Raw genomic sequence first — 19,824 nt, forward strand, 5'->3', positions numbered from 1 at the left:
AGGACTTCTCAGGAGATCATGTGCCGCTCACGACGCCGTGTCCGACGGGACCCGGGGCGCCGAACGGGTGGCGGCCGGTCGGCCGCTCGTCGCGCCGAGCCGGTGCGGGTCGAGGCCCGGACGCCGCACCCGCCGACTGTGCAGGCGGCTGCCAGCATACGAGGCCAGGACGGCCAGGATGAAGCCGGTCAGGGCGGACAGTCCCGGGTCCGCGTCCAGTCCGGCGGTCATGCCGCCCATTTCGTTGCCCATGAGGCTGATGCCGATCCGCACCGACCCTTGCGTGAGGAGGGGAATCAGCAGGGCCGAGATGCCCACGGCGATGCCCATGCGCAGCGCGGTCTCCGCATGGCGGTCGAGCACGGCCTCGGATTCCTGGCGTGCGGTGCGGGCCGGGGTCCGGGCGGACGCCACGTACCCGGCGACCGTCAGCAGAGTCACCACGATGGCCATGGCGATCAGCCACAGCGGGACGCCGGCGCCCGACCAGCCGCCGATGTCGAGTGACTTGTCCGCGCCCGCAGCGTCACCCCGGTCCGCACCGCCGAGCATGCCGAGCATCCCGCCGCCCTCGGCCTGCAGCCGGTGCACGCCGGCCTCCCAGGAGGTGCCGAGGCCGGCGGTGAGCAGTACGCCGATCAGGTTGGGGCCGAGGAGCAGCAGGAGGCCGGCCGCCTTGGCCGCCTGGTCCCGGCCGGTCAAGGCAGCGGCTCCGGCCAGGAGCGCGACGGCGAGGGTCGAACAGCACAGCACGGCGGCGAACCCGGTGACGGTGGACGTGACGGCGTTCCACTTCAGTTGCAGGCGGCTGAGGGCGAGAGGGCGCGGCAGTGTCGTACGGCGGGCCGCGAGGCAACCGAGGGCGAGGACGGCGCCCACCCACAGCAGGCCGAGGAAGGCGGTCGCCGCGGCGTCGGTCTCGAAGACGGTCGAGGACAACCCCTGGGTGAGCCCTCCGCCTCCTCCGCCCCCGAACCGGCTCATCGCTTCGGACGAGGCGCCCTTCCCGAAGCGCTCCGTCACGCTCTGGGGCAGCCGGGCCGTGCCCCGGGCCATGGCGGCCAGGACCGGGAGGAGCACTGCCGTGGTCAGCAGCGCGCCGCCGCACCGGGCCCACAGCAACGCCGGAGCAGGTCGCTGCCGCCTGCGCAGGGGCCGGAAGAAGCCGATCGCCAGGACGGTCGTGCCGAGGAACGTCAGGGTAAGTGGCGTCATCGCCGCTTCTCCGGTGAGCCCGAGGCTCAGGCCGCCACCGCTGCCCATCCCTCCGAGCAGCCCACCGAGGCCGCCGGCGTCGGTGGATCCGGCGGACGGCGAGGACTCCACCGTGACTGCGCCGCCGACGGCCATGCTCACCATCGTCGGCACGAGGCGGGAGACGGGCGCGATCGCACTGGCGCCGAGGACGGTGAACGCCGCCCACGCGGCGACGGTCATCGCCGCGACGGCGGTGGCGACCGAGAGGGCTCCCTCGGCGGCGTGGCGCCAGGGCGAACCGGGTGGGCGGAGGGACGGAGGGGCAGAGGACATGCGGCAGGCTCCGGTGTCTGTGGAGGCGGACGGGGTTCGGGGCGACGGAAGGGGGCCGCCGCCCCGTGGACGCGGACGCGGACACGGGATCGAGGCGTACGGTCCCGGTCGGGCGCGGTCTCAGCGACCGCTGCCGCGTTCAGCGGTCTCGACGAGCAGATCCGGTTCGCCGTCAGGTGACCCTTCGACGCTCGGCCGCGCGGGATCGTCCGCGTCTCCTTCGAGCCGCTCGCCCTCCACGTCCAGGTCGGGCACGAGGCGGTCCAGCCATCGGGGCAGGCGCCACGCGCGCCGGCCGAGCAGGGCCAGGACGGCGGGCACGAGTGCCATGCGGACGAGGAAGGCGTCGAAGAGGACGGCGGCCGCGAGCCCGAAACCGATGGTCCTGAGCATCTGCTCGTCGCTGCCCATGAAGGAGCCGAACACCGCGATCATGATCACGGCAGCGGCGGTCACCACTCGCGCACTGTGCTCGAATCCGCCGATCACGGCGTCGGACGGCGACTGCCCGTGGACGTACGCCTCGCGCATCCGGGTCACGAGGAACACCTCGTAGTCCATGGCGAGGCCGAAGACGACGCCGACCATGAAGATCGGCATCATGGACATCACCGGACCGGGTTCCGCGACCTCGAAGAGCGACGACAGCCAGCCCCACTGGAAGACCGCGACCACCGCGCCGAGGCCCGCGAGGACGGACAGCAGGAAGCCCACAGCCGCCTTGAGCGGGACGAGGAGGGACCGGAAGACGGCGATGAGCAGCAGGAAGGCCAGCCCGACCACCAGTCCCAGGTACGGCAACAGCGCGTCGGACAGCTTCTGCGAGACGTCCACGTTCATGGCCGTCGATCCGGCGACCAGGACGTGGGCGGCGTTCTCGCCCGCGAGCCCAGGGGCGCGCAGCGCGTGCACGAGGCCGGCCGTCTCGGCGCTCGACGGCGCGGTCGCCGGGACGACGTTGAGCACGGCGGTGTCGCCGGACTCGCTGAGCCGGGGCTGTCCGACCGCGGCGACGTCCTTCCTCCCGCGGATCTCCTCGGCGACGTCCTGGGCGGCCATCTTGGCACTGCCGCCGCCGTCAGCCTGGACGACGACGGTGAGCGGGCCGTTGTAGCCGGGGCCGAAGCCTTCGGCGACCAGGTCGTAGGCGCGGCGCTGCGTGCTCGAGGCGGGCTTGCTCTCGTCGCCCGGCAGGCCCATCTCCAGCGATGCCGCCGGCACGGCGATCACGCCGAGCAGGGCGGCCCCTCCCAGGAGGACGGCGACCGGTCGCCGGACGACGAACCGGGCCCAGCGCACGCCCAGGGCCGGTTCCGGCCGGTCGTCCTTGCCGCGGCGCCGCTCGGCTCGGGGCGGACCGATCCGGCGGTCGCAGATCCCGAGCAGTGCGGGAATCAGCGTGACCGCGATGAGTACGGCGATGACGACTGTGCCGGCCGCCGCGAAGCCCATCTGCGTCAGCAGCGGGATGCCGACCACGCCGAGTCCCGCCAGGGCGATGACCACGGTCAGCCCGGCGAAGACCACCGCCGATCCCGCGGTGCCGACCGCGTGCCCGGCCGCCTCCTCGCGGCCGCGGCCGCGGGCGAGTTCGGCTCGGTAGCGGGAGACGACGAACAGGGCGTAGTCGATGCCGACGGCCAGGCCGATCATGGTCGCGAGGCCGCTCGTGGTCGAGCCGAGCCCGAGCGGCTCCGCGAGCACCTTGATCGCCAGGCCTCCGATGCCCACACCGAGGACGGCCGTGAGCAGCGGAAGCCCTGCGGCGAGCAGCGAGCCGAAGGTGAGGACGAGGACCACGGCGGCTACCGCGAGACCCAGCGCCTCCGAGGAGTGCCCACCGGCCACGGCGTTGACGGCGTTGCCGCCGACCTCGACCGACAACTCCCGCGAGCCTGCCTGCTCGACGGTGTCCTGCAGTGCGGAGCGTGAGCCCTCCTCCAGATCCGAGGCGGGCACGCGGTAGGAGACCTGCGCGTAGGCGGTGGAGCCTTCCTCGCTCACCGACCGGGTCGCGTACGGGTCGGTGACCCGCGCGACCTGCGGATCGTTCCCGAGTTCCCGGACCGTCTCCTGCACGGCTTGCTTCGCTGGGGCGTCGGTGATCTTGCCGCTCTCCGCCCGGAACACGACGCGGGCCGTCGCGCCGTCGGCGTTCAGCTCCGGGAAGCGCTCCTCCAACAGGTCGTACGCCTGCTGCGCCTCCGTGCCGGGCATCGAAAAGTCGTTCGGCGGGGCGGCCGGAGCCTTTCCGGCCAGCACCCCCGTCCCCACGAGCAGTACCACCCACAGCAACGCGACCGGCCAGCGCCTCCGGAAGGAGAGCCGGCCCAGCCGGAAAAGGAATGTGGCCACAGCAGAGGCTCCACGTCAGGTCGGTGCGTATCGGACGGGCACCGACGCTGTCAGCTCGTCCTGACCACCTCCGGGGAGATTCTGGGAGCTTCCTGAGAGTTTCGAGCGCCGTGGCAAGCCCGCTGCCCCGGATCCCCGTGGGATCCGCCCGAATCGCGGCCTGATTCACAGGAAGCTCACCGAGTCCCCGAGGGTCCTCTCACATCGTCGAGGGCACCGCCGACGGAGCTACGGCGTGCGGGCGCGGGTGACCAACTGGTCCAGGGCGAGGCGGCGCTGACCGTTCTCGATGCGGCTCAGCGAGGACTGGCCGAGGGCGGCCCGGCCGGTCGGTTCCTCCGGAGACCAGCACTGGGCGACGCGCACTGCGCGGATCCGTTTGCGCATGAGGCTGTCCAGCTGTCCATCGTCTTGCGTTCTGCGCAACACGCTATGCCGAAGGCGCAGCACGGGTTTACCGTCCAACACAGAGGGCCCAGTCCAGGGGCCACGCACGACGAAAGGGCGCGACATGTCAGCGCGGATCTCCCGTTACGAGCCGCACGCTGACAGCGCGCCGCGTGCCGGTCGCCACCGGCCAGCGCGACGTGCTGCCCGAGGCGCCCGGCCCTCCGGCACGTCTGGCCGTTTCGTCAGTTGAGGACCACCGGCTGACGCAGACCGCTGTCGAACTTTCGCGCGCCCGCGGTCCAGCGGTCCGCGCCGTGAGCATTTCCTGTCTCACCGACCTGGCGACCGGCCCTGTCCCGGCGCTGATTCCGCATGCCCTTCGGGAAGGAAACCATGGATATCAACCAGCCCTCTCAGGCGGCGACCGCGCCGGTAGGCGGCGCGGTCGCGCTGCACGCGCGTCAGCTGCGCGCGATCCTGATCACCGTCTCGATCGCGCTGATGGCCGTCATCGCCTCCGTGACCGGGCTGAACGTCGCCCAGACCCACATGGCCGTCGAGTTCGGCGCCTCACAGAACACCGTCCTGTGGATCATCAACGTCTACACTCTCGCCCTGGCCGCGCTCCTGCTGCCCCTCGGCGCCATCGGCGACCGCCTTGGCCGCAGGCCCATGCTGATCACCGGCCTGGTCGTCTTCGGCGCCGCCGGCGTCGTCGCGGGACTGGCCCCGTCGGCCGGGGTGATGATCGTCGCGCGCGTGGCCGCGGGTATCAGCGCCGCGATCATCATGCCGATCACTCTCGCCGTCATCACCTCCACCTTCCCCGAGGAGGAGCGCGGCAAGGCGATCGGTGTCTGGACCGGCGTCGCCGGAGGCGGCGGCATCGTCGGCATGTTCCTCTCCGCCCTGCTGGTCGACGTCGCCGACTGGCGCTGGTTGTTCGTGCTGCCCGTGGTCCTCGCCGTCGTCGCGCTGGCGATGACACTGAAGTCGGTGCCCAACTCCCGCGAACGCTACGCCCACTCCTTCGACACCGTCGGCGCCCTGGTCTCCACCATCGCCGTGACCAGCCTCATCTTCGTCCTGCAGGAAGGTCCCGAGCGCGGCTGGACCGCCCCGATCACCCTGGTCATCCTGGCCGTCGGCGTCGTCGCCGCCATCGCCTTCGTGACCTGGGAGCTGCACCGCCGCGACGCCTCGTTGCTCGACGTACGCCTGTTCCGTGAGCGCGGCCTGGCCGGCGGCTCGGTCACCCTGCTGGTCGTCTTCGGCGTCCAGGCCGGCATCAACGTCGTCCTCTTCCCGTTCTTCCAGTCCGTACTCGGCTGGTCCGGACTGCTGTCCACGGTGGCGATGATGCCGATGGCCGTCATGATGATGACGGCTTCGGGCGTGGCCCCCAGGATGGCCGCCCGGATCGGCGCCCGCTCCACCATGGGGGCGGGCGTCGCCCTGGCGACCCTCGGACTGGCACTGATGGCGCTGTTCGTCTCCGTCGACGGCGGCTACCTGTCCATCCTGGCCGGCATGCTGGCCATGGGCATCGGCATGGGTCTGTCGATGACGCCCTCCACCGAGGCCATCACCGGCTCCCTGCCTCGCGCCCAACAGGGGGTCGCCTCCGCGCTCAACGACGTCACCCGCGAGTTCGGCACCGCCCTCGGTATCGCGATGCTCGGCGCGCTCCTGGCCAACGGCTACCGCGGCGCCATCGACGGCAAGCTCGACGGCATCCCCGACGAAGCCGCGGACACCGCACGCGAAGGCATCGCCAACGCGGTCGACGTCGCACCCGGGACCGGAGACCACACCCAGGACCTCATCCATGCCGCGCAGCAGTCCTTCGTCGAGGGCTGGCAGCGATCCATGTGGGTCGGTGCCGCAGTCATGGCCGCGCTGCTCGTTTACGTCGCTCTGCGCGGCCCGAACAACACCGCAACCCGTCGGATCGACGCCGAGCCGGCGGGTTGCGGAACCGGGGTCCCGGACAGGACCGCCACCCGCTGACTTCGCGGGAACATCGTCCTCGATGAATGTCTCGCCCTGGCGAGACCTCCGCGAGGAGCTCGGCTCGTTCGGGACCGCTCGAAGCCGCCGGCCCGGGCAGCCATCCGCCGTGTCCCGGAGCGCCGCCGTCCCCGTCTCGTCCGGCGTCGGAGCGAGCGAGGCACTCGTCGTCAGACGACCGGACAGGCCTGCGGACCGGAGGCGGTCAGTGAGGCCAGGTCGCAGTAGGCCGTCCTCGGGTAGTGGTCACCCATCACCTCGGCGGTGCGGGCCGGGTCGCTGCCGACGGGAACTCGCTGGATCGCCTCCGCGAAGTCCGGGTCGGCCAGCATGTTCCGGAGGATCAGCAGGTGCTTGTCTTCCGGTGTCGCCGCGGACAGCGGCAGGAAGGTGACGCCCGGAACGCTCTCGACGGTCGTCCGCTGTTCCTCCGTGCCGACGACGTAGGTGTACGTTCCGTCGGCGGCGAGGCGGGTGTCGGAGTCCGTGCGGCAGCCCGTGTCCACCGTGCCGTCGGGCATGGGGTTGGCGACGACCTCGCCCTGGGCCCCACCACAGGTTGTCGCACATCGGCGAGTACCGCACGGGTTGTGACTGCCCAGGTCGGGAACGATGCGGTGGTCGGTCAGGACCGAGGGGGAGCCGTCGGGGCCGGTGAAGCTGGAGAGGGAGGCGTCGTAGGAGGCGAACGAGGCGTAGCGGGCGTCGGGTTCAGCCACGCCTACAGTGTCGGCGGCATCAACTACGCCGAAGCCGAAGTGGTCCTCCTGGTCGCCGTCACCCTGGTGGTGGTCGGCATCAGTACCGGCTGATACGCGGCGAGGAGTAGCCACCATGGGCTCCGTGCCTCCCGCGACCCGGCCGCCCGCCCGACGGCGGACCGCGCCCTTGCGGCAGGCCCCCGTCGTCGTCGCCGTCATCGGCCTGCTGTTCGCCCTGCCGTTGCTGTGGGTACTGGCAGGCTCCCTGCGGCCGGGCCGACGAAGTCCTCGCCGGCTGCGGCAGTTCTTCCTCGCCGTGCCCCGCGAACTCGTCGAAGCCGCCCGCATGGACGGTCTCGGCTGGTGGGGCGTCACCCCAGCACGACCACCACCCCAACCGCCTCAGCGCCGCCCAAGGAGCCCCGCATGCCCGAGAACGACTCCCACCCGGCAACCCGCCCCCTCGTCCTCGACACCGACATCGGCAGCGACGTCGACGACGCCCTCGCACTCGGCGTCCTCCTCGACTCGCCCGAAGTCCGGCTGACCGGCATCACCACCGTCTACGGCGACACCCTGCTGCGCGCCCGGCTCGCCCACCGCCTCGCCGCACTCGCCGGTCACACCCCGACCGTCGTCCCGAGCACCGCGGAAACGCTGTCCGGCAAGGAGGAGGCGTGGTGGCCGGGCCACGAAGGCAGTGCTTCGACGACCTGCACACCGAGCCGGTCCGCGACGACCTCGACGTCGCCGACTTCCTCGCCGAGACCGTCAGGGCCTCGCCCGGCGAGGTCGACGTGATGGCGATCGGACCGCTCGCCGACCTGGCCCGGACCCTCCAGCGCCACGGCGACTTCGCCGAAGCCGTGGGCTCCGCCTACCTGATGGGCGGCTCCTTCGGTCCGGACGCCAAGCTCGAGCACGGTGCGGAGGTGTACGGGGGCCCACTGTCCCCGCCTTCCCCGGCCGCCTACTCCTGTCGCAGGGCCTGGCGCATCCGGCGGAGGCGGTCCAGGGAGCGGGGGCGCATCCACAGGACCCAGGAGCTCAGCGCGACCGTGCCGACCGTGAAGAGGAGGGGGAGTGCCAAGGACCCGGTGAAGGCCCCAAGGACGAGCATGCCGACCGCGACGAGGCCCATGGCGCCGAGCCAGTACGGCAGCCACTTGCCCGCCCGCTCCATCTGGCCGAGCTGCTCGGCGACCAGCCGTCGCATGACCGCCTGCTCCTCGGGGGCCTGCGGCACCTCATGGTGCCGGATCTTCCGGTTCAGCTCGGCGAGTCCGCCCGCGTCGGTGCCCGCGGCCCGGGCGGCCCGGCGGCGCTGGACGGCCAGGACCACGACGGCGACCCCGGTGTAGAGAGCGCTCTGGAACACCCAGACAGCCGGATGCTCGCCCTTGCGGATCAGCGCTGTGATGCCCAGTACCAGCAGGAAGGCGAGGGTCGCCTGCGCGGTCAGACTGCGATCGAGCAAGCGCTTGAGCGAGAGCACAGCGCGGGCCTCCTCGAAGGGGAGTGGGGACAGTGTCGTCCTCTCCCGGTTACCCCGCCTTCTCCCACTCATGGAGATCGTGTGCGGGCGCGCTCACCGACGGCGGCGCGTCCGGGCTGCAGCCGCCCCACCACGCGAGCCCCGGACCGATACGGTCGAGCAGCGCGCGTCGGCAGCTCTGCACTCGGGCGGTACCCGACGAGTGGCCGCCGTTCGCCGCCGTACCGTGCACCGATCCTGCTCGGCGCGCCGGCGTACTGGTGGAGCGAGGGCACGGCCGCCGAAGTGGCCATGCTGGTCGACACGTCGCCCTGTCCGCCGTGGGCGTCTCGGCGGCCCGCACCGCCGGGCTCCCTACCAGCGCATGCTCCGGGAGAGGGAACGGACGGACCGATCGAGCCACATTCACTTCGCCTGTTTTGAGTCTGTGACGCTCCGGTGACACCGGCCCGCTCCGGCAAGTCCGCCCCGGCCGTCGTGCCTCCGCCTTCACGGCATCCCCGGGAGCAGCCAAGGCGCGCCCCGCGTCTCGCGCGCATCGCGGCGAACTGGTGTGCGACGGATGTGTTCCGGCCTGATCCGGCATCGCCGGGGGCCGCGTTCCGGGCGTCCAGAACGGCGTGTTGGTATCGCTTCGCCCCCGTCCGACCGGGCTGCGTGCTTCTGGGGCGGCGCCCAGGGGCACACGGCTTGGGGACTGGGGGACGAGCCCGGTGGTCCGTGGGGGCGACCGGGGAAGGCAGGGGGTTGCACATGGTCCGTGTTCTGGTGGTGCACGACGCCGCGCTGTTGCGGTCGGCGTTGGTGCAACTGCTGCGGTCCGCCGACGGACTCGAGGTGTCGTCCATGCCGGCTCGCGGTGACGAGCCTGACGACCAGGACTTGCCCGTGGACGTGTGCGTGGTCGACGGGCACTGCCTGGAGGGCCCGCGGGACGAAGTGGCCCGAGCGTCCTTCTGGGACCGGTGCGGGACGCGGCTGGTCGTCCTCGCGGCACCCGAGCGGCCGGGGGTGTTGCGCAGGGCCTTCGACGCCGGCGTGCTCGGGTTCCTGGACAAGGACGCGCCCGCGCGGCGGCTGATCGACGCCGTGCACATGGTGGCCAAGGGGGAGCGCTTCGTCGACGAGCGGCTCACGGTCGCGCTGTTGCGGGCCTTGGAGATGCCGCTGACGGCCCGTGAGCTGAGCGTCCTTTCCGAAGCCTCACGGGGCTCGTCCGTCGCCGAGATCGCCGTCGGTCTGCACTTGTCCCGCGGGACGGTCCGCAACTACTTGGCCAGCGCGATCCGGAAGGTCGGGGCGCGCAACCGCGTGGACGCGATCCGCATAGTCCAGAGCGCCGGCTGGCTGTGAGGACGGCCGGGGGCGTACGGAGACGCCGCTCGCGAACCTCGCACCCTCAGGTACGGCTCCAGTGCCCCACCAGGTCGCGGTAGAGGGAGGAGCGTTCGAGCAGTTCCCCATGTGTGCCGTATGCCGCCCGGCGGCCGTCCAGCAGCAGTACCCGGTCGGCCCGGACCGCCGAGGACATGCGGTGGGCCACGACCAGCAGCGTTCCCGGACGCCGGGCCAGTGCCTTCTCGGCGCGCTCCTCCGACGCGGCGTCCAGGTGGCAGGTCGCCTCGTCGAGGAGGAGCAGCCGGGCCGGGGACAGGTACGTGCGCGTCAGCACGATCAGCTGGCGCTCGCCCTGGGACAGCGCGTCGGGCCGCAGGGTCGCGTGGAGCCCGCCCAGCCGCTCGACGAGGGGCGCAGCGCCCAGTTCCAGGACGGCGGCCTCGACTGCGGTCCGGGAGGCGTCGGGGCGCAGGTACGTCAGATTGTCGTGGACCGTCCCGGTGAACACGTACGCCTGCTGGGGGGTCAGGACCCGCAGCGCGCGGAGCTCCGCCGGCAGGTGGCCGATGACCTCCCTGCCGGCGACCCGCACGGTACCGGTCTGCGGTGTGCACAGGCCGGCGACGATCCGGGTGAGGGTCGACTTGCCGATGCCGCTGGGGCCCACGACGGCCACGTGCTCGCCGTCCTCGACACACAGGTCCAGCGCGTCGAGAACCGGCTCCGCCCGGGCGCCGTACCGGAGGGTCACCCCGCACAGTTCCACCGCGGGAGCCGCCCGTGGCCGGGCCGGAGCCGGCGGGCTGGGGACGGCCACCCGCCACGCGAGGGGGGACGCACCGGCGAGGGACGGGTTCGCCTCCGGGCCCGTGAACCGTTCCAGGACGACGAGCAGCCGGCTCCCCGCCGCGCCGATGGCGGTCATGAGGGTGTGCAGCGCGGGCAGCAGCGCCTGCGCGAGGTAGGTGAACGCCCCCAGCAGAGCACCGGTGGTGACACCCCGTGCGCGCAGCCAGGGCACGGTCACCAGCAGGAGCAGCACGGGCAGCTGGGCCGAGATCCCGAGGGACACGGCGCGTACCGCGGCCCAGCGGGCGAGGACTCGGGAGGTCGCCGCGGCACACGCGACGAGGAGTTCTCCGTCCCTCGACACGTCCTGTTGCGTACCGCACGCGGTGATGTCGCGCAGCGACCTTCGGACCCGCGCGGCGTGGTCGCCCAGCGCCTCGTCCGCCGCGAGGGCCCGCCGCTGGGCCGTCGCCATCGGACGCAGCGTCAGCAGGAACAGGGCCATGCCCCCGGCCAGCGGTGGTACGACGACCAGGAGGAGGGCCGGGTGCAGCGACAGCAGGCCGGCCAGTGCGCCGGCCGCCGTGAAGACGAACGAGCGCAGGGTGAGCACCAGCCCGGCGAAGCTGTCCCGCACCATCTCCACCTGGTTGGTGAGCCGTGAGACGGCCGCCTTGTCCCCGCTGCCGGGTCGGGTCAGGGCGCGGGCCAGGGACCGGTCCACCGCCCGGTGCACGAGACGGTCACGCAGCGGTTCCGTCAGCCCGGCCAGCTCGGCGAAGACCCCTCTGATCACCGGCGCTCCCAGTAGCACCGCGCAGGCCGCCACGGCCAGCCAGCCGAGCCCCGTCGCGGTGTCACCGGCGAGGAAACCTCGGTCGAGGGCCTGGGCCACGCCGTAGCCGACCAGGAAGGTCTGGGCCGACTCGGCCACCGACCACGCCGCGAGCCGCGCGAGCACGGCCTTGTGTTCGGCCAGGAAACGACGGGCGGGCGGTCCGAGCCGGTGTTCGGCTCCCGATCGGCGGTGGCCGTCCGCCGGGCCTCGTCGGTCCTCCTCCGCGCAGGTCACGGCCGTGCCTCCCTCTGCAGCGAGCCGGCCCGCCCCGTGGCGGTCCCGTCGTCGTGTGAGGGGGCTCCGGCACCTTCCTCCGGGGCACCGAACACCGCCCGGTAGGCGGCCTCCTGCCACAGCAGCCGGTGGGGGCCCACCGCCCGGACCCTGCCGTCCTCCAGCCAGACGACCAGATCGGCCCGTGCGGCCACCGACGGCCGGTGCGTCACGACCAGACGGGTGACGACGGAGGGGGAGCGCCGCTGTGCCCGCTCCACGGCGTGCTCCGTGGCGGTGTCCAGGCTGGAGGTCGCGTCGTCCATGATCAGCAGCCGGCCCGTGTGCGCGAACGCCCGGGCCAGCCCCAGTCGCTGGTACTCACCGCCGGACAGCGGTGCGTCGGTGAGCGGTGTGTCGTACCCCTGCGGCAGCCGGTGCACGAAGGCGTCGGCACCGGCGAGGCGGACGGCCGACCTGACCTGGTGGCGGGAGACGGCGCGAGGGCCGGCGGCCACCGCCTCCGCGACCGTGCACTGGCCCAGTTCCGGACGCGCGAAGGCGAATCCCACCTCGGCGCGCAGGCACGGCCGGGTCAGCGAAGCGAGAGGTGTTCCGTCCAGCAGGACCTGTCCCAGGTCGGGGTCGAGCAGCCGGCCGGCGACGGCGGCCAGGACGGACTTGCCGGAGCCGCTGCGTCCCACGACCGCGGTGGTCCGGCCGCCCGGCACCGTCAGCAGGTCCGCCCGCAGGACTTCCGTACCGTCACGCGAGACCCGTACCCCGCGCAACTCGAGCGTGCCCGGCCCTCCCGGAGCAAGCGTCCGGGGTCCGTAGGAGAGGGCGGGCAGTGCTTCGAGGCCGCGGGTGCGCTCCCGGGCCGAGCGTCCCCGGGCCACCGCACCGACCAGCGTGGCCGCGCCACCGATTCCGGCGGCCAGTTGCGCGTACCGGATGACCGCCAGCAACTCGCCGGCGGTCAGGGCACCCGCTCCGAGCCTGAGCCCGCCCACGGCGGTGGCGGCCACGGTCAGCAGCGGAACGAGCACGCCGCCGGTGGCCAGCGCCCGCCCGTGCAGTCTCCACATGCGGGCACCGAGCGTGCCCAGTTCCGGCAACGGGCGCAGTACGCGCTCGCGTTCGCGGGCGGCGGTGCCGGCGGCGGCGACGGTTTCCGCGCCCTCGACGGCCTCCAGCAGCCGGGAGGCGATGTCCGACTGCACCCGTTGGTAGGCCCCGACCGAAGTTCCCGTGTCCCGTGCGAACGTCCGTAGTACGAATGCCAGGGCCGGCAGCCCGACGAGGACGCAGGCGGCGACCCACACGTCGACGACGGCCAGTGCGACCAGGGCGCCGGCCGGTGTGACGAGCGAGGCCGCGAGGGCGGCCCTGGCGGTCGGCGCGGCGCCCGCGTCCGAGGCGTTCAGGGTGAGCCGGGTCGCGACGTCACCAGGGGAGTGCGCGCGGGCGGTGTCGGGCACGGCGTGCAGCAGGCCCCGCAGTGCGCGGGAGCGGATGGCGGCGGTCCAGTCGGCGGTGCACCGGCCGGTCAGGAACGCGGTGAGGCCGTCGAGCAGGATCTCGCCGACGAGGAGGGCGACGCTCGCCGCGAGCCAGGGACTGGCGTGGTGCCCGCCGAGCAGCATGTCGAGGGTGCGGCCCAGGACGAAGGGCTGGGCTACGGCGGCGGCGGCCGCGGCGGCCGAACACCCCAGTACCAGGAGTTCCGGCGCGCGGCCCGGGCCGGTGCCGGGCGGCTTGGTCACCGGAGGCGTCCGCCCCGGGACCGGAGCGATTCCCACCGGTCTGCCCCTCTCGTGGTAGGCGCGCCGGCACGGTGGACGCGGTGTGTCGCGTCCACCGTGCCGGCCGGTTCGGACGACGTCAGTTACACGTCGTCACGCTGAGGCTGCTGTCGCCGCAGAGCAGCAGGCTCGCGCGGCTGCCGGTCTCCACGTCGCCCATGGCCTCTTCCTTCGGGGTCTCCAGCGACTGCAGCTCGAACAGGTTCATGTGATCTTCCTTCCGTACGACGGGTTCTCTTCACGGCCCCGACGGGGCCGGCTCATGGGCGCCGCTGGGTTCTCGGCGCGGGGAGGAACGGCAGACCGGCGGGCCGGTCGCCGTGGACGGAGGCGACGGCCAGCAGGCACCCGGCCGTTCCGGTGGACAGGTCCATGGACAGACGCATCATCTGCTCACCGGGGAAGGCGAGATGACCGCGGTACGACATGGCGTGCCAGGTCAGGGCGTCGATCTGCCGCCGGATCGCCGCGGAGCCGGTTCCCGGGCCGGTGGCGGTCGTGCGCCCCAGGAAGAGCACCATGCCGGCCACCCCCCGGTACAACCCCGGCTGGGCGTAGAACATGGCCTGCGCCGCGCGCACGATCTCGGTCCGCGCCCGCTCGAACTGCTCGTCGGCGCGGTGCGCGAGGTAGTCGTCGAGCACCATGCCGATGCCCACGCTCCCGGCGCCCAGGTACGGCATGGTGCGCCAGCCCTCGTCCACCTGGAGGGCTCCCCCCGCGCCGCGCACGCAGTGCGAGAGGTCCCGGCGCAGCGCGTCGCGCGCGAGATCGAGCAGGCCGACGTCGCCCGTGCGCTCGTACAGGCGCAGGAACAGCAGGGCACTGCCCGTCGCGCCGTACAGCAGTCCGGCCCGGCCGCGGCGGCCCGGCGCGTCCTCGGCCGGGTGGCGGGCGCTCAGTTCGGCGCACCGCGTCGCCGCGTCGCGCAGGGCGGTGTCGCCGGTGCGGGCGGCCAGGCAGTCCAGGGCGAGCCCGATCCCGGCCGTCCCGCTGTGGAGGTCCGCGGTGAGCCGGTCGAGCGGCTGCCCGACCAGGATCCGTGCCAGGTCCATCGACCGGTCCCGGTGACCGAGGCGGTCGAGGACCCAGGCGGTGCCGGCGATCCCGTCGTGGAAGCCGAGCGGCATCCCCGAGGGCGGCTGGGCCGTCCGGTCGAGCAGCCACTGTTCCGCGGTCTCGTCGCGCTCCGCACCGCTCTCGGCCAGGGCGTACAGCACCCCGGCCGCTCCGTGGCCGAACGAGAGCCCGCCGCCCGCGGTGGCGAACTGGGCGACGTCTCCCGGGAAGAGGCGGTCCTCGCGCGAGGGCGTGGCCGACGCGAGGATGGCCGCCGTCATCGAGTCCCGGCTGCGGGGCCAGTCGCCGGGCGGGACCGGGACGAAGGGCCGGCCGGTGCGGCGGACGACCGGTGTCGAGGGGGGAGCGCTGGTGATCTCGTCGACCGCCGCGTCCAGGAACGCGCGGGGCACGGGGAACTGCCGGGCGATCAGGTCGGCGAGGTGCTCCGCCTTGCGCCGGTCCAGGGCCAGCAGGCTCGTCAGCGGCAGGAAGAGAGCGAGGCGCAGACAGGCCAGCGCGTACCGGTCCACGGCGGTGCCCCGCCGACCGGCAGGAGCCACGAACGCGGGGTGGGCGACCGTCTGGCGCCCCGGCTCGTCGACGTGGTGCGCGGCCTCGAAGTCCAGCAGGGCCACGCGTCCGTCGTCGCGGACCATGATGTTGAACAGGTGCAGGTCGTTGAAGACGACGCCCCGGGCGTGCACCTCCGACACGGCTCGCTCCACCTGGCCGTGGATGTCGAGCGCCCACTCGGTGTACTCCGCCAGCCGACGGTCGTCCGGTGCGGCCTCGATGAGCGGATGCCGCCGGGCGAAGAAGGTGTTGAGGGGCTTGCCGTCCAGATGTTCGAGGACCAGGAAGTGGTGCTCGCCCACCGCGAAGCGGTCCCGCACCTCGGGTGTGCAGGCCAGCCCCGACAACCGCTCGAGGGCCCGGTGCTCACGGTCCAGCCGCGCCACCGCGTCCGCGCCGTCGGCCGCCAGCCCGGCGTACGGACGGGCTTCCTTCAGGACGACCGTCTCGCCGGTGCGGGTGTCACGGGCACGGTAGACGCCACCGCCGTTCGAGAAGTGGATGGCCGACTCGACGGTGTAGGGGACGCCGGTCATCGTGACCGTCGCCCGTGCGTCGAGGTGCGGCTTGAGGAAGCCGGGGACACTCACCCAGTCGGGTACGCGGAACACCGGTCCGCGGACGTCGGGCACCAGCTCGCCGGAGGGATCGGCGATGGCGGGCCGCAGTTCCCCCTGGTCGTCGTAGCAGTTGCGGCGGGTGAAGCTGCCGTAACGCACGTGCACCGGGCCCCCGCCGATCCGCAGGTCGCTCAGGATCTGCGGCCCGGGCTCGCCGTCCAGCAGGGCTGACAGCTCGCCCACGACCTGCTCGAACAGCGCCTCGTCCGCCGGGTACACCGTGACGAACTTCCCGCTGCCCGACCGGTCCGCGTACTTGGCGTTGCGCTGGTGCAGCAGATAGCGGCTCGGGACGAACTTGAAGGCGACGGCGCGGTCGAGGCAGTACTCGCGTACCCGCGCCAGGACGGACTCGGCGTTGTCCAGGCAGGCGGACAGGTGGATCTTCCAGCCCTGCGCCGGCAGTACGGCGTCCACGGGGCGCAGTGCGAGCCAGTCGCCGATCTCGGTGCGCCGCCATCCCGCCGGCACCGGCAGGTCGGCGACCGCGTACCGGGTGCCGACGGTCGCCGTACCGGGAGCGGCACGGTGCGGCGCGTCGTAGAAGTGCGGGTCTGCGTCGCAGTACACGGCGTAGCCCTTGTTCACGCCTTCTCCCTCCACCGGTCGGTGACGGGGAAGACGCTGTCACGGGCCGCCTCACCGGCGACAGTCACAGCTGTCACCTCTCCGACGTGCGGAACGCACAGGTAACTTAGGCGCACCCCTTCCGTCGTGGTGGGGCTTTGGCCGGCGCGCGCATCGCGCATCTCGCCGTCCACGACGGGGCTCCGGTCGCGTCCGGCCTCGCCGCGGAGGTCCTCATGCCGGTCCGCACCACAGGCAAGGGCGAAGAAGACGCGGCCCCGGCCGAGTCGAGCCACCTGTTCGCGTACCTAGCGGGGGCTGGGGTCGGTGTGCGCTCGGCCCGAGTGCCGCCCCCCTGACGGATTCGCTCTTGGCGACCAGCGCGGCCGCGAGCGGCGACCCGCACAGCACGAGCAGAATCCAGGCGCGCGCGTCATGATGACGCAGGCCACCGACGGCGAGACGCCCCTCGAACCGGGGTTTACCGGACGGCGGCCTTGACGCTGCTCAGTTCCTCGCCCGTCAGTTCCGCGATGCGGTGCGCCGGCACACCGGCCGCGAGCGCACGGGTCAACAGTGCTTCACGGCCGTCCGCACAGGAACGGTAGGCCAGCAGCTCCTCCTCCAGCCGGGCGATGCTCTCCGGCGCGACCGTGTGCCGCAGGCGACTGAGCTCCTCCTCGCTGAGGGGGACCGGGAGCCGCTCGGCGTCCTCGGGGATGGCCGCCGTCTCCTCCGGCGGCACCAGACGGAGCCCCGGAGACGACGCGGTCACACCCTGCGCGTCGAGCCACCCGCGGACCGCGGGGGTGTCCATACAGGCCACGTCCCCCACCGCCGCGAGCGGCGTGCCGAGCGATGCGGCCGATTCGGTCAGCAGGACGAGGTAGGCGTCGTCGGTCATCACCAGTTCCTCCCAGGCGAAGTTCGTGTCCTGACGGCCCCCCTGTACCCGCCGCCGTCCCTCTCACCGCTTGCCGGGCCCCCTGGACGTCCGAACCGCTGTCCGACTCGCCGGTTGCTCAGGCATCCCACGGCGCACTGCCGGCCCTGGCTCGCCGTAGCCGCGTCGATGCATCCGTGGCCACCTTCTTCGGCGTCCACAACGGACTGGCGATGTACGCCATTCAGGCGGGCGGCGACCAGGAGCAGCGCGACCGCTGGCTTCCGGTTATAGCGAGGATGGAGACCGTGGGAGCGTTCGCGCTGTCGGAACCGCTCGACGGCTCCGACATCGCGGCCGGCATGCGGACCACCGCCCGTCGCGACGGCGATGCCTGGGTGATCGAAGGGGCCAAGCAATTCCGCGAAGCGGTCGGCGGCAGACGGTGCAGTAAAAGATCTCTCCCTTGGCTGGTTTGCCCTGTTCACCCGCTTCTGCCATTAAGGTAACGTCCTGGTCAAGCGGACCGGGAATGCCTTGAGTAGGCGCGTACAAAGAAGGAACCGTTCAACAAGGAGGATCACGATGTCGTGGATCGCCAGCGGCCTTCGGGCGCTCAGCGGTGAAATGCGTGCACGTTTGCACGGGTACTTTGTCGAGTATGGGCAGCGTGACTGACACTGTGGCTGTGGCGCGGGACGCGCAGCGGAAATGCCGAGCCGCGCCGTCGTCATCCGACGATGACACCCTGGTGTCCTGAGCCGCTCGGGCGGGCCTCGATCGGATCGCCGCCTCCCACCCCCTGCCAGACGGGCATAACACCTCGTGTTCCTGAATAGACGTGGTCTGTGGTCTCACCTGCGGCGGTGGGAGCAGTTGGCGGCGGACACCGACGGGCCGTTCAGGCTGCGCTTCGGGACTCTTTTCATCGCCGACGCCCATGCGGCCAGGGAGGTTTTGGTCGGCTCGGCTGAGAACTACCTGTCGCAGTCCGGGTTCTTCCGGCTGGGGCCGACGCCCGTTTCCCATCTGATACGGACCGAGGCGTCACGCGAGCTGATCAAAGTCCTGGCCCGGCATGATCTCGATTCGGCCTTCGACGTTGACGCCGCCATTCGTGTTCTGAGCGACAACCGTAGCCGTCTGCGGCATCAGCGGTGGGGAGTCGGACTGATCCGGCGGTACTTCGCTCCCGCCATAGCGGATCAGCGCCACACCGAGATCAACGCGCTTGTCGATGACTACGTGACATCGAGCGTCGTCGCGGACGACATTGTCGGCCGCATGGTGCGAAGACCCCACCGCTCGGTACCCCTCATCCGGGCCGGATTCGCAGAGCAGTTGGGACGACTGCCGGTGCGCTCGGCGGACGCGGAGGACCTTGTCGATCTGGTTCTGGGTCTGCCTGGGGAACTGTCTCCGGCGGATCGCGCGCAGTTGCTCCAGCGGCTCGTCCTTTCCACGGTCGGCTTCACCGGCGTAGCTCTTGAATGGGTAGTGCTTCTCGGCGTTCGGTACGGTTACAACCGGCCAACAGTACGGCCCGAAGAGATCCGTTCCCTGGTCAGGGAGACGCTGCGCCTCTACCCAACAGCATGGCGTCTGGTCAGGGTGGCCGCCACCGATCACGAAATAGCCGGAGTCTCGGTCCGCGAGGGTGAGCATGTTCTGATCGGCACGCACGCGATCCATCGGTCAGGGGCCGTATGGGACAGGCCGCTGGATGTGTGTCCCTCGCGCTGGGAGAAACTGACCGATGACCAGAGGCGGTCCTACCTCCCTTTCGGGAAGGGGGAGGGTATGTGTCCGGCGAACGGCTTCGCCCTCAAAGCCCTGGAACATCTCGGCTGCCTCATCCTTCGGAACTATCGGGGAGAGGTGCGGCTCCGAAGGCGCAAGCCCCATGCCCGCACGCTCCTCGCCCCGCCGGCAGGCTGGACCCGTCTCACCGAGAACGGGGTGACCCCGCCCCGACCTTGAACAGCGCCGTGCACGGAGAGGCCCGTCCATGAGTGACCATCGTTCTCAAGAGGCCCGACAACGCACCCGTCACACGCCGGCCAAGGGCCCCCAGGACCGGCCCGCGACCACCGCGTGACCCACCGCCACCTGTACCGACGTCCGCCCCCGCCGGCCCGCCGCAGATGATCTTGCCTGCCCTGTGCGGCTGCCCTCTGAGGTCCCTGATCGTCGCCCAGGTGCCCGGCGGGCGCGTCAGCACGCCGCGCGCTCCCAGCGGCGTAGAGCGGTTCGAGCGGCAGCGGAGCGCCCTGATCCTCGGCAACGGCTTCAGTCCCAGTACGCCTCGTGGGTCAGCCGGTTGCCCTGTCCGTCGAAGGTGTGGACGGACGCGATGGTCTCCCCTTCGGAGACCGGCAGGGCGAACGCACGGTAGGAAGTGCCGGGCAGCGTCACCACCTGCACCGTACGCACCGGACCGCCGTCCAGGGTGAGCCGGGCCGTGACCGTTCGCGCCCGCCGCCCGGCCGCCCGGGCCAGCGCCTGCCGCGGTCGCGCCGGCGGTGATGGCGACGATTGCCTCGATCACGTTGTAGGTGATGGTGGCGGCGACCAGCAGGCGTGAGGTCGCGTCGTTGAGTCGGGCACCGAAGGGAGATGTGGTCGGCACGGAGAAGCTCCTTCAGTCACACCGCT

Annotated in this window: 15 protein-coding genes and 2 pseudogenes; 6 read left to right on the forward strand and 11 right to left on the reverse strand. The window is 72.1% G+C overall.

The window, feature by feature from the left end; genetic code table 11:
- Positions 1 to 27: 27 nt before the first annotated feature.
- The 3 genes and pseudogenes from ACLIN4_RS34330 to ACLIN4_RS34340 form a co-directional block, all read right to left on the reverse strand.
- Positions 28 to 1,530 (reverse strand): streptophobe family protein, encoded by a 1,503-nt coding sequence (locus ACLIN4_RS34330; protein WP_411576550.1) that lies wholly within the window; start codon positions 1,528 to 1,530, stop codon positions 28 to 30.
- Positions 1,531 to 1,650: 120 nt separating this feature from the next.
- Positions 1,651 to 3,885 (reverse strand): MMPL family transporter, encoded by a 2,235-nt coding sequence (locus tag ACLIN4_RS34335; protein ID WP_411576551.1) that lies wholly within the window; start codon positions 3,883 to 3,885, stop codon positions 1,651 to 1,653.
- A gap of 237 nt (positions 3,886 to 4,122) precedes the next feature.
- Positions 4,123 to 4,314: pseudogene (locus tag ACLIN4_RS34340) on the reverse strand (XRE family transcriptional regulator); the annotation flags it as partial.
- Positions 4,315 to 4,668: 354 nt separating this feature from the next.
- Between ACLIN4_RS34340 and ACLIN4_RS34345 the strand changes: the two are divergent.
- Positions 4,669 to 6,285 carry an MFS transporter gene (locus ACLIN4_RS34345; RefSeq protein ID WP_289908231.1) on the forward strand — a complete coding sequence of 539 codons (1,617 nt, stop codon included), beginning with the start codon at positions 4,669 to 4,671 and terminating at the stop codon, positions 6,283 to 6,285.
- A 170-nt stretch (positions 6,286 to 6,455) separates the two neighbouring features.
- Here ACLIN4_RS34345 and ACLIN4_RS34350 read toward each other — a convergent pair whose 3' ends face one another.
- Complete coding sequence (locus tag ACLIN4_RS34350) at positions 6,456 to 7,004, reverse strand: hypothetical protein (RefSeq protein ID WP_411576552.1); 549 nt, start codon at positions 7,002 to 7,004, stop codon at positions 6,456 to 6,458.
- Between the two features lie 408 nt (positions 7,005 to 7,412).
- Here ACLIN4_RS34350 and ACLIN4_RS34355 point away from each other — a divergent pair, with 408 nt between their 5' ends.
- Together ACLIN4_RS34355 and ACLIN4_RS34360 are read left to right on the forward strand one after the other, a co-directional pair.
- Positions 7,413 to 7,787 (forward strand): nucleoside hydrolase, encoded by a 375-nt coding sequence (locus ACLIN4_RS34355; protein ID WP_100046919.1) that lies wholly within the window; start codon positions 7,413 to 7,415, stop codon positions 7,785 to 7,787.
- Positions 7,781 to 7,831, forward strand: a pseudogene (locus tag ACLIN4_RS34360) (hypothetical protein); the annotation flags it as partial. The gene ACLIN4_RS34355 and the pseudogene ACLIN4_RS34360, both read left to right, overlap by 7 nt.
- 125 nt (positions 7,832 to 7,956) lie before the next feature.
- Here ACLIN4_RS34360 and ACLIN4_RS34365 read toward each other — a convergent pair.
- Positions 7,957 to 8,481, reverse strand: coding sequence for a hypothetical protein (locus ACLIN4_RS34365; RefSeq protein WP_411576553.1), 525 nt, complete (start codon positions 8,479 to 8,481; stop codon positions 7,957 to 7,959).
- Positions 8,482 to 9,234: 753 nt separating this feature from the next.
- Between ACLIN4_RS34365 and ACLIN4_RS34370 the strand changes: the two genes are divergently transcribed.
- Positions 9,235 to 9,834 (forward strand): response regulator transcription factor, encoded by a 600-nt coding sequence (locus ACLIN4_RS34370; protein WP_100046927.1) that lies wholly within the window; start codon positions 9,235 to 9,237, stop codon positions 9,832 to 9,834.
- A gap of 46 nt (positions 9,835 to 9,880) precedes the next feature.
- On the opposite strand, the gene ACLIN4_RS34375 is transcribed toward ACLIN4_RS34370, so the two are convergent.
- The 5 genes from ACLIN4_RS34375 to ACLIN4_RS34395 all read right to left on the reverse strand — a co-directional run bounded on the left by ACLIN4_RS34375 (position 9,881) and on the right by ACLIN4_RS34395 (position 17,190).
- Positions 9,881 to 11,680, reverse strand: coding sequence for an ATP-binding cassette domain-containing protein (locus ACLIN4_RS34375; RefSeq protein ID WP_411576554.1), 1,800 nt, complete (start codon positions 11,678 to 11,680; stop codon positions 9,881 to 9,883).
- Complete coding sequence (locus tag ACLIN4_RS34380; RefSeq protein WP_411576555.1) at positions 11,677 to 13,425, reverse strand: ABC transporter ATP-binding protein; 1,749 nt, start codon at positions 13,423 to 13,425, stop codon at positions 11,677 to 11,679. Before ACLIN4_RS34380 ends, ACLIN4_RS34375 begins: the two co-directional genes overlap by 4 nt.
- Positions 13,426 to 13,543: 118 nt before the next feature.
- Complete coding sequence (locus ACLIN4_RS34385; protein WP_018849360.1) at positions 13,544 to 13,672, reverse strand: SapB/AmfS family lanthipeptide; 129 nt, start codon at positions 13,670 to 13,672, stop codon at positions 13,544 to 13,546.
- A 52-nt stretch (positions 13,673 to 13,724) separates the two neighbouring features.
- Positions 13,725 to 16,307, reverse strand: coding sequence for a class III lanthionine synthetase LanKC (gene lanKC, locus ACLIN4_RS34390; RefSeq protein WP_411576556.1), 2,583 nt, complete (start codon positions 16,305 to 16,307; stop codon positions 13,725 to 13,727).
- A 460-nt stretch (positions 16,308 to 16,767) separates the two neighbouring features.
- A complete protein-coding gene (locus ACLIN4_RS34395) occupies positions 16,768 to 17,190 on the reverse strand; it encodes a DUF6003 family protein (RefSeq protein WP_100046922.1) in 423 nt (140 codons plus the stop codon).
- On the opposite strand from ACLIN4_RS34395, the gene ACLIN4_RS34400 reads away from it, so the two are divergent.
- Both ACLIN4_RS34400 and ACLIN4_RS34405 read left to right on the forward strand, forming a co-directional pair.
- Entirely contained in the window at positions 17,145 to 17,678 is a 534-nt protein-coding gene (locus ACLIN4_RS34400; RefSeq protein WP_411576557.1) for an acyl-CoA dehydrogenase family protein, read from the forward strand. The genes ACLIN4_RS34395 and ACLIN4_RS34400 overlap by 46 nt on opposite strands.
- Positions 17,679 to 18,045: 367 nt before the next feature.
- Positions 18,046 to 19,149: a cytochrome P450 gene (locus ACLIN4_RS34405; RefSeq protein WP_411576558.1), complete on the forward strand. Its 1,104-nt coding sequence runs from the start codon at positions 18,046 to 18,048 to the stop codon at positions 19,147 to 19,149.
- A 309-nt stretch (positions 19,150 to 19,458) separates the two neighbouring features.
- Here the strand turns inward: ACLIN4_RS34405 and ACLIN4_RS34410 are convergent, their stop codons facing one another.
- Positions 19,459 to 19,602, reverse strand: a complete 144-nt coding sequence (locus tag ACLIN4_RS34410; RefSeq protein WP_411576559.1) for a hypothetical protein — start codon at positions 19,600 to 19,602, stop codon at positions 19,459 to 19,461.
- Positions 19,603 to 19,824 lie beyond the last annotated feature (222 nt).

The organism is Streptomyces mutabilis (genome assembly GCF_046628145.1).
GTDB lineage: Bacteria > Actinomycetota > Actinomycetes > Streptomycetales > Streptomycetaceae > Streptomyces > Streptomyces mutabilis.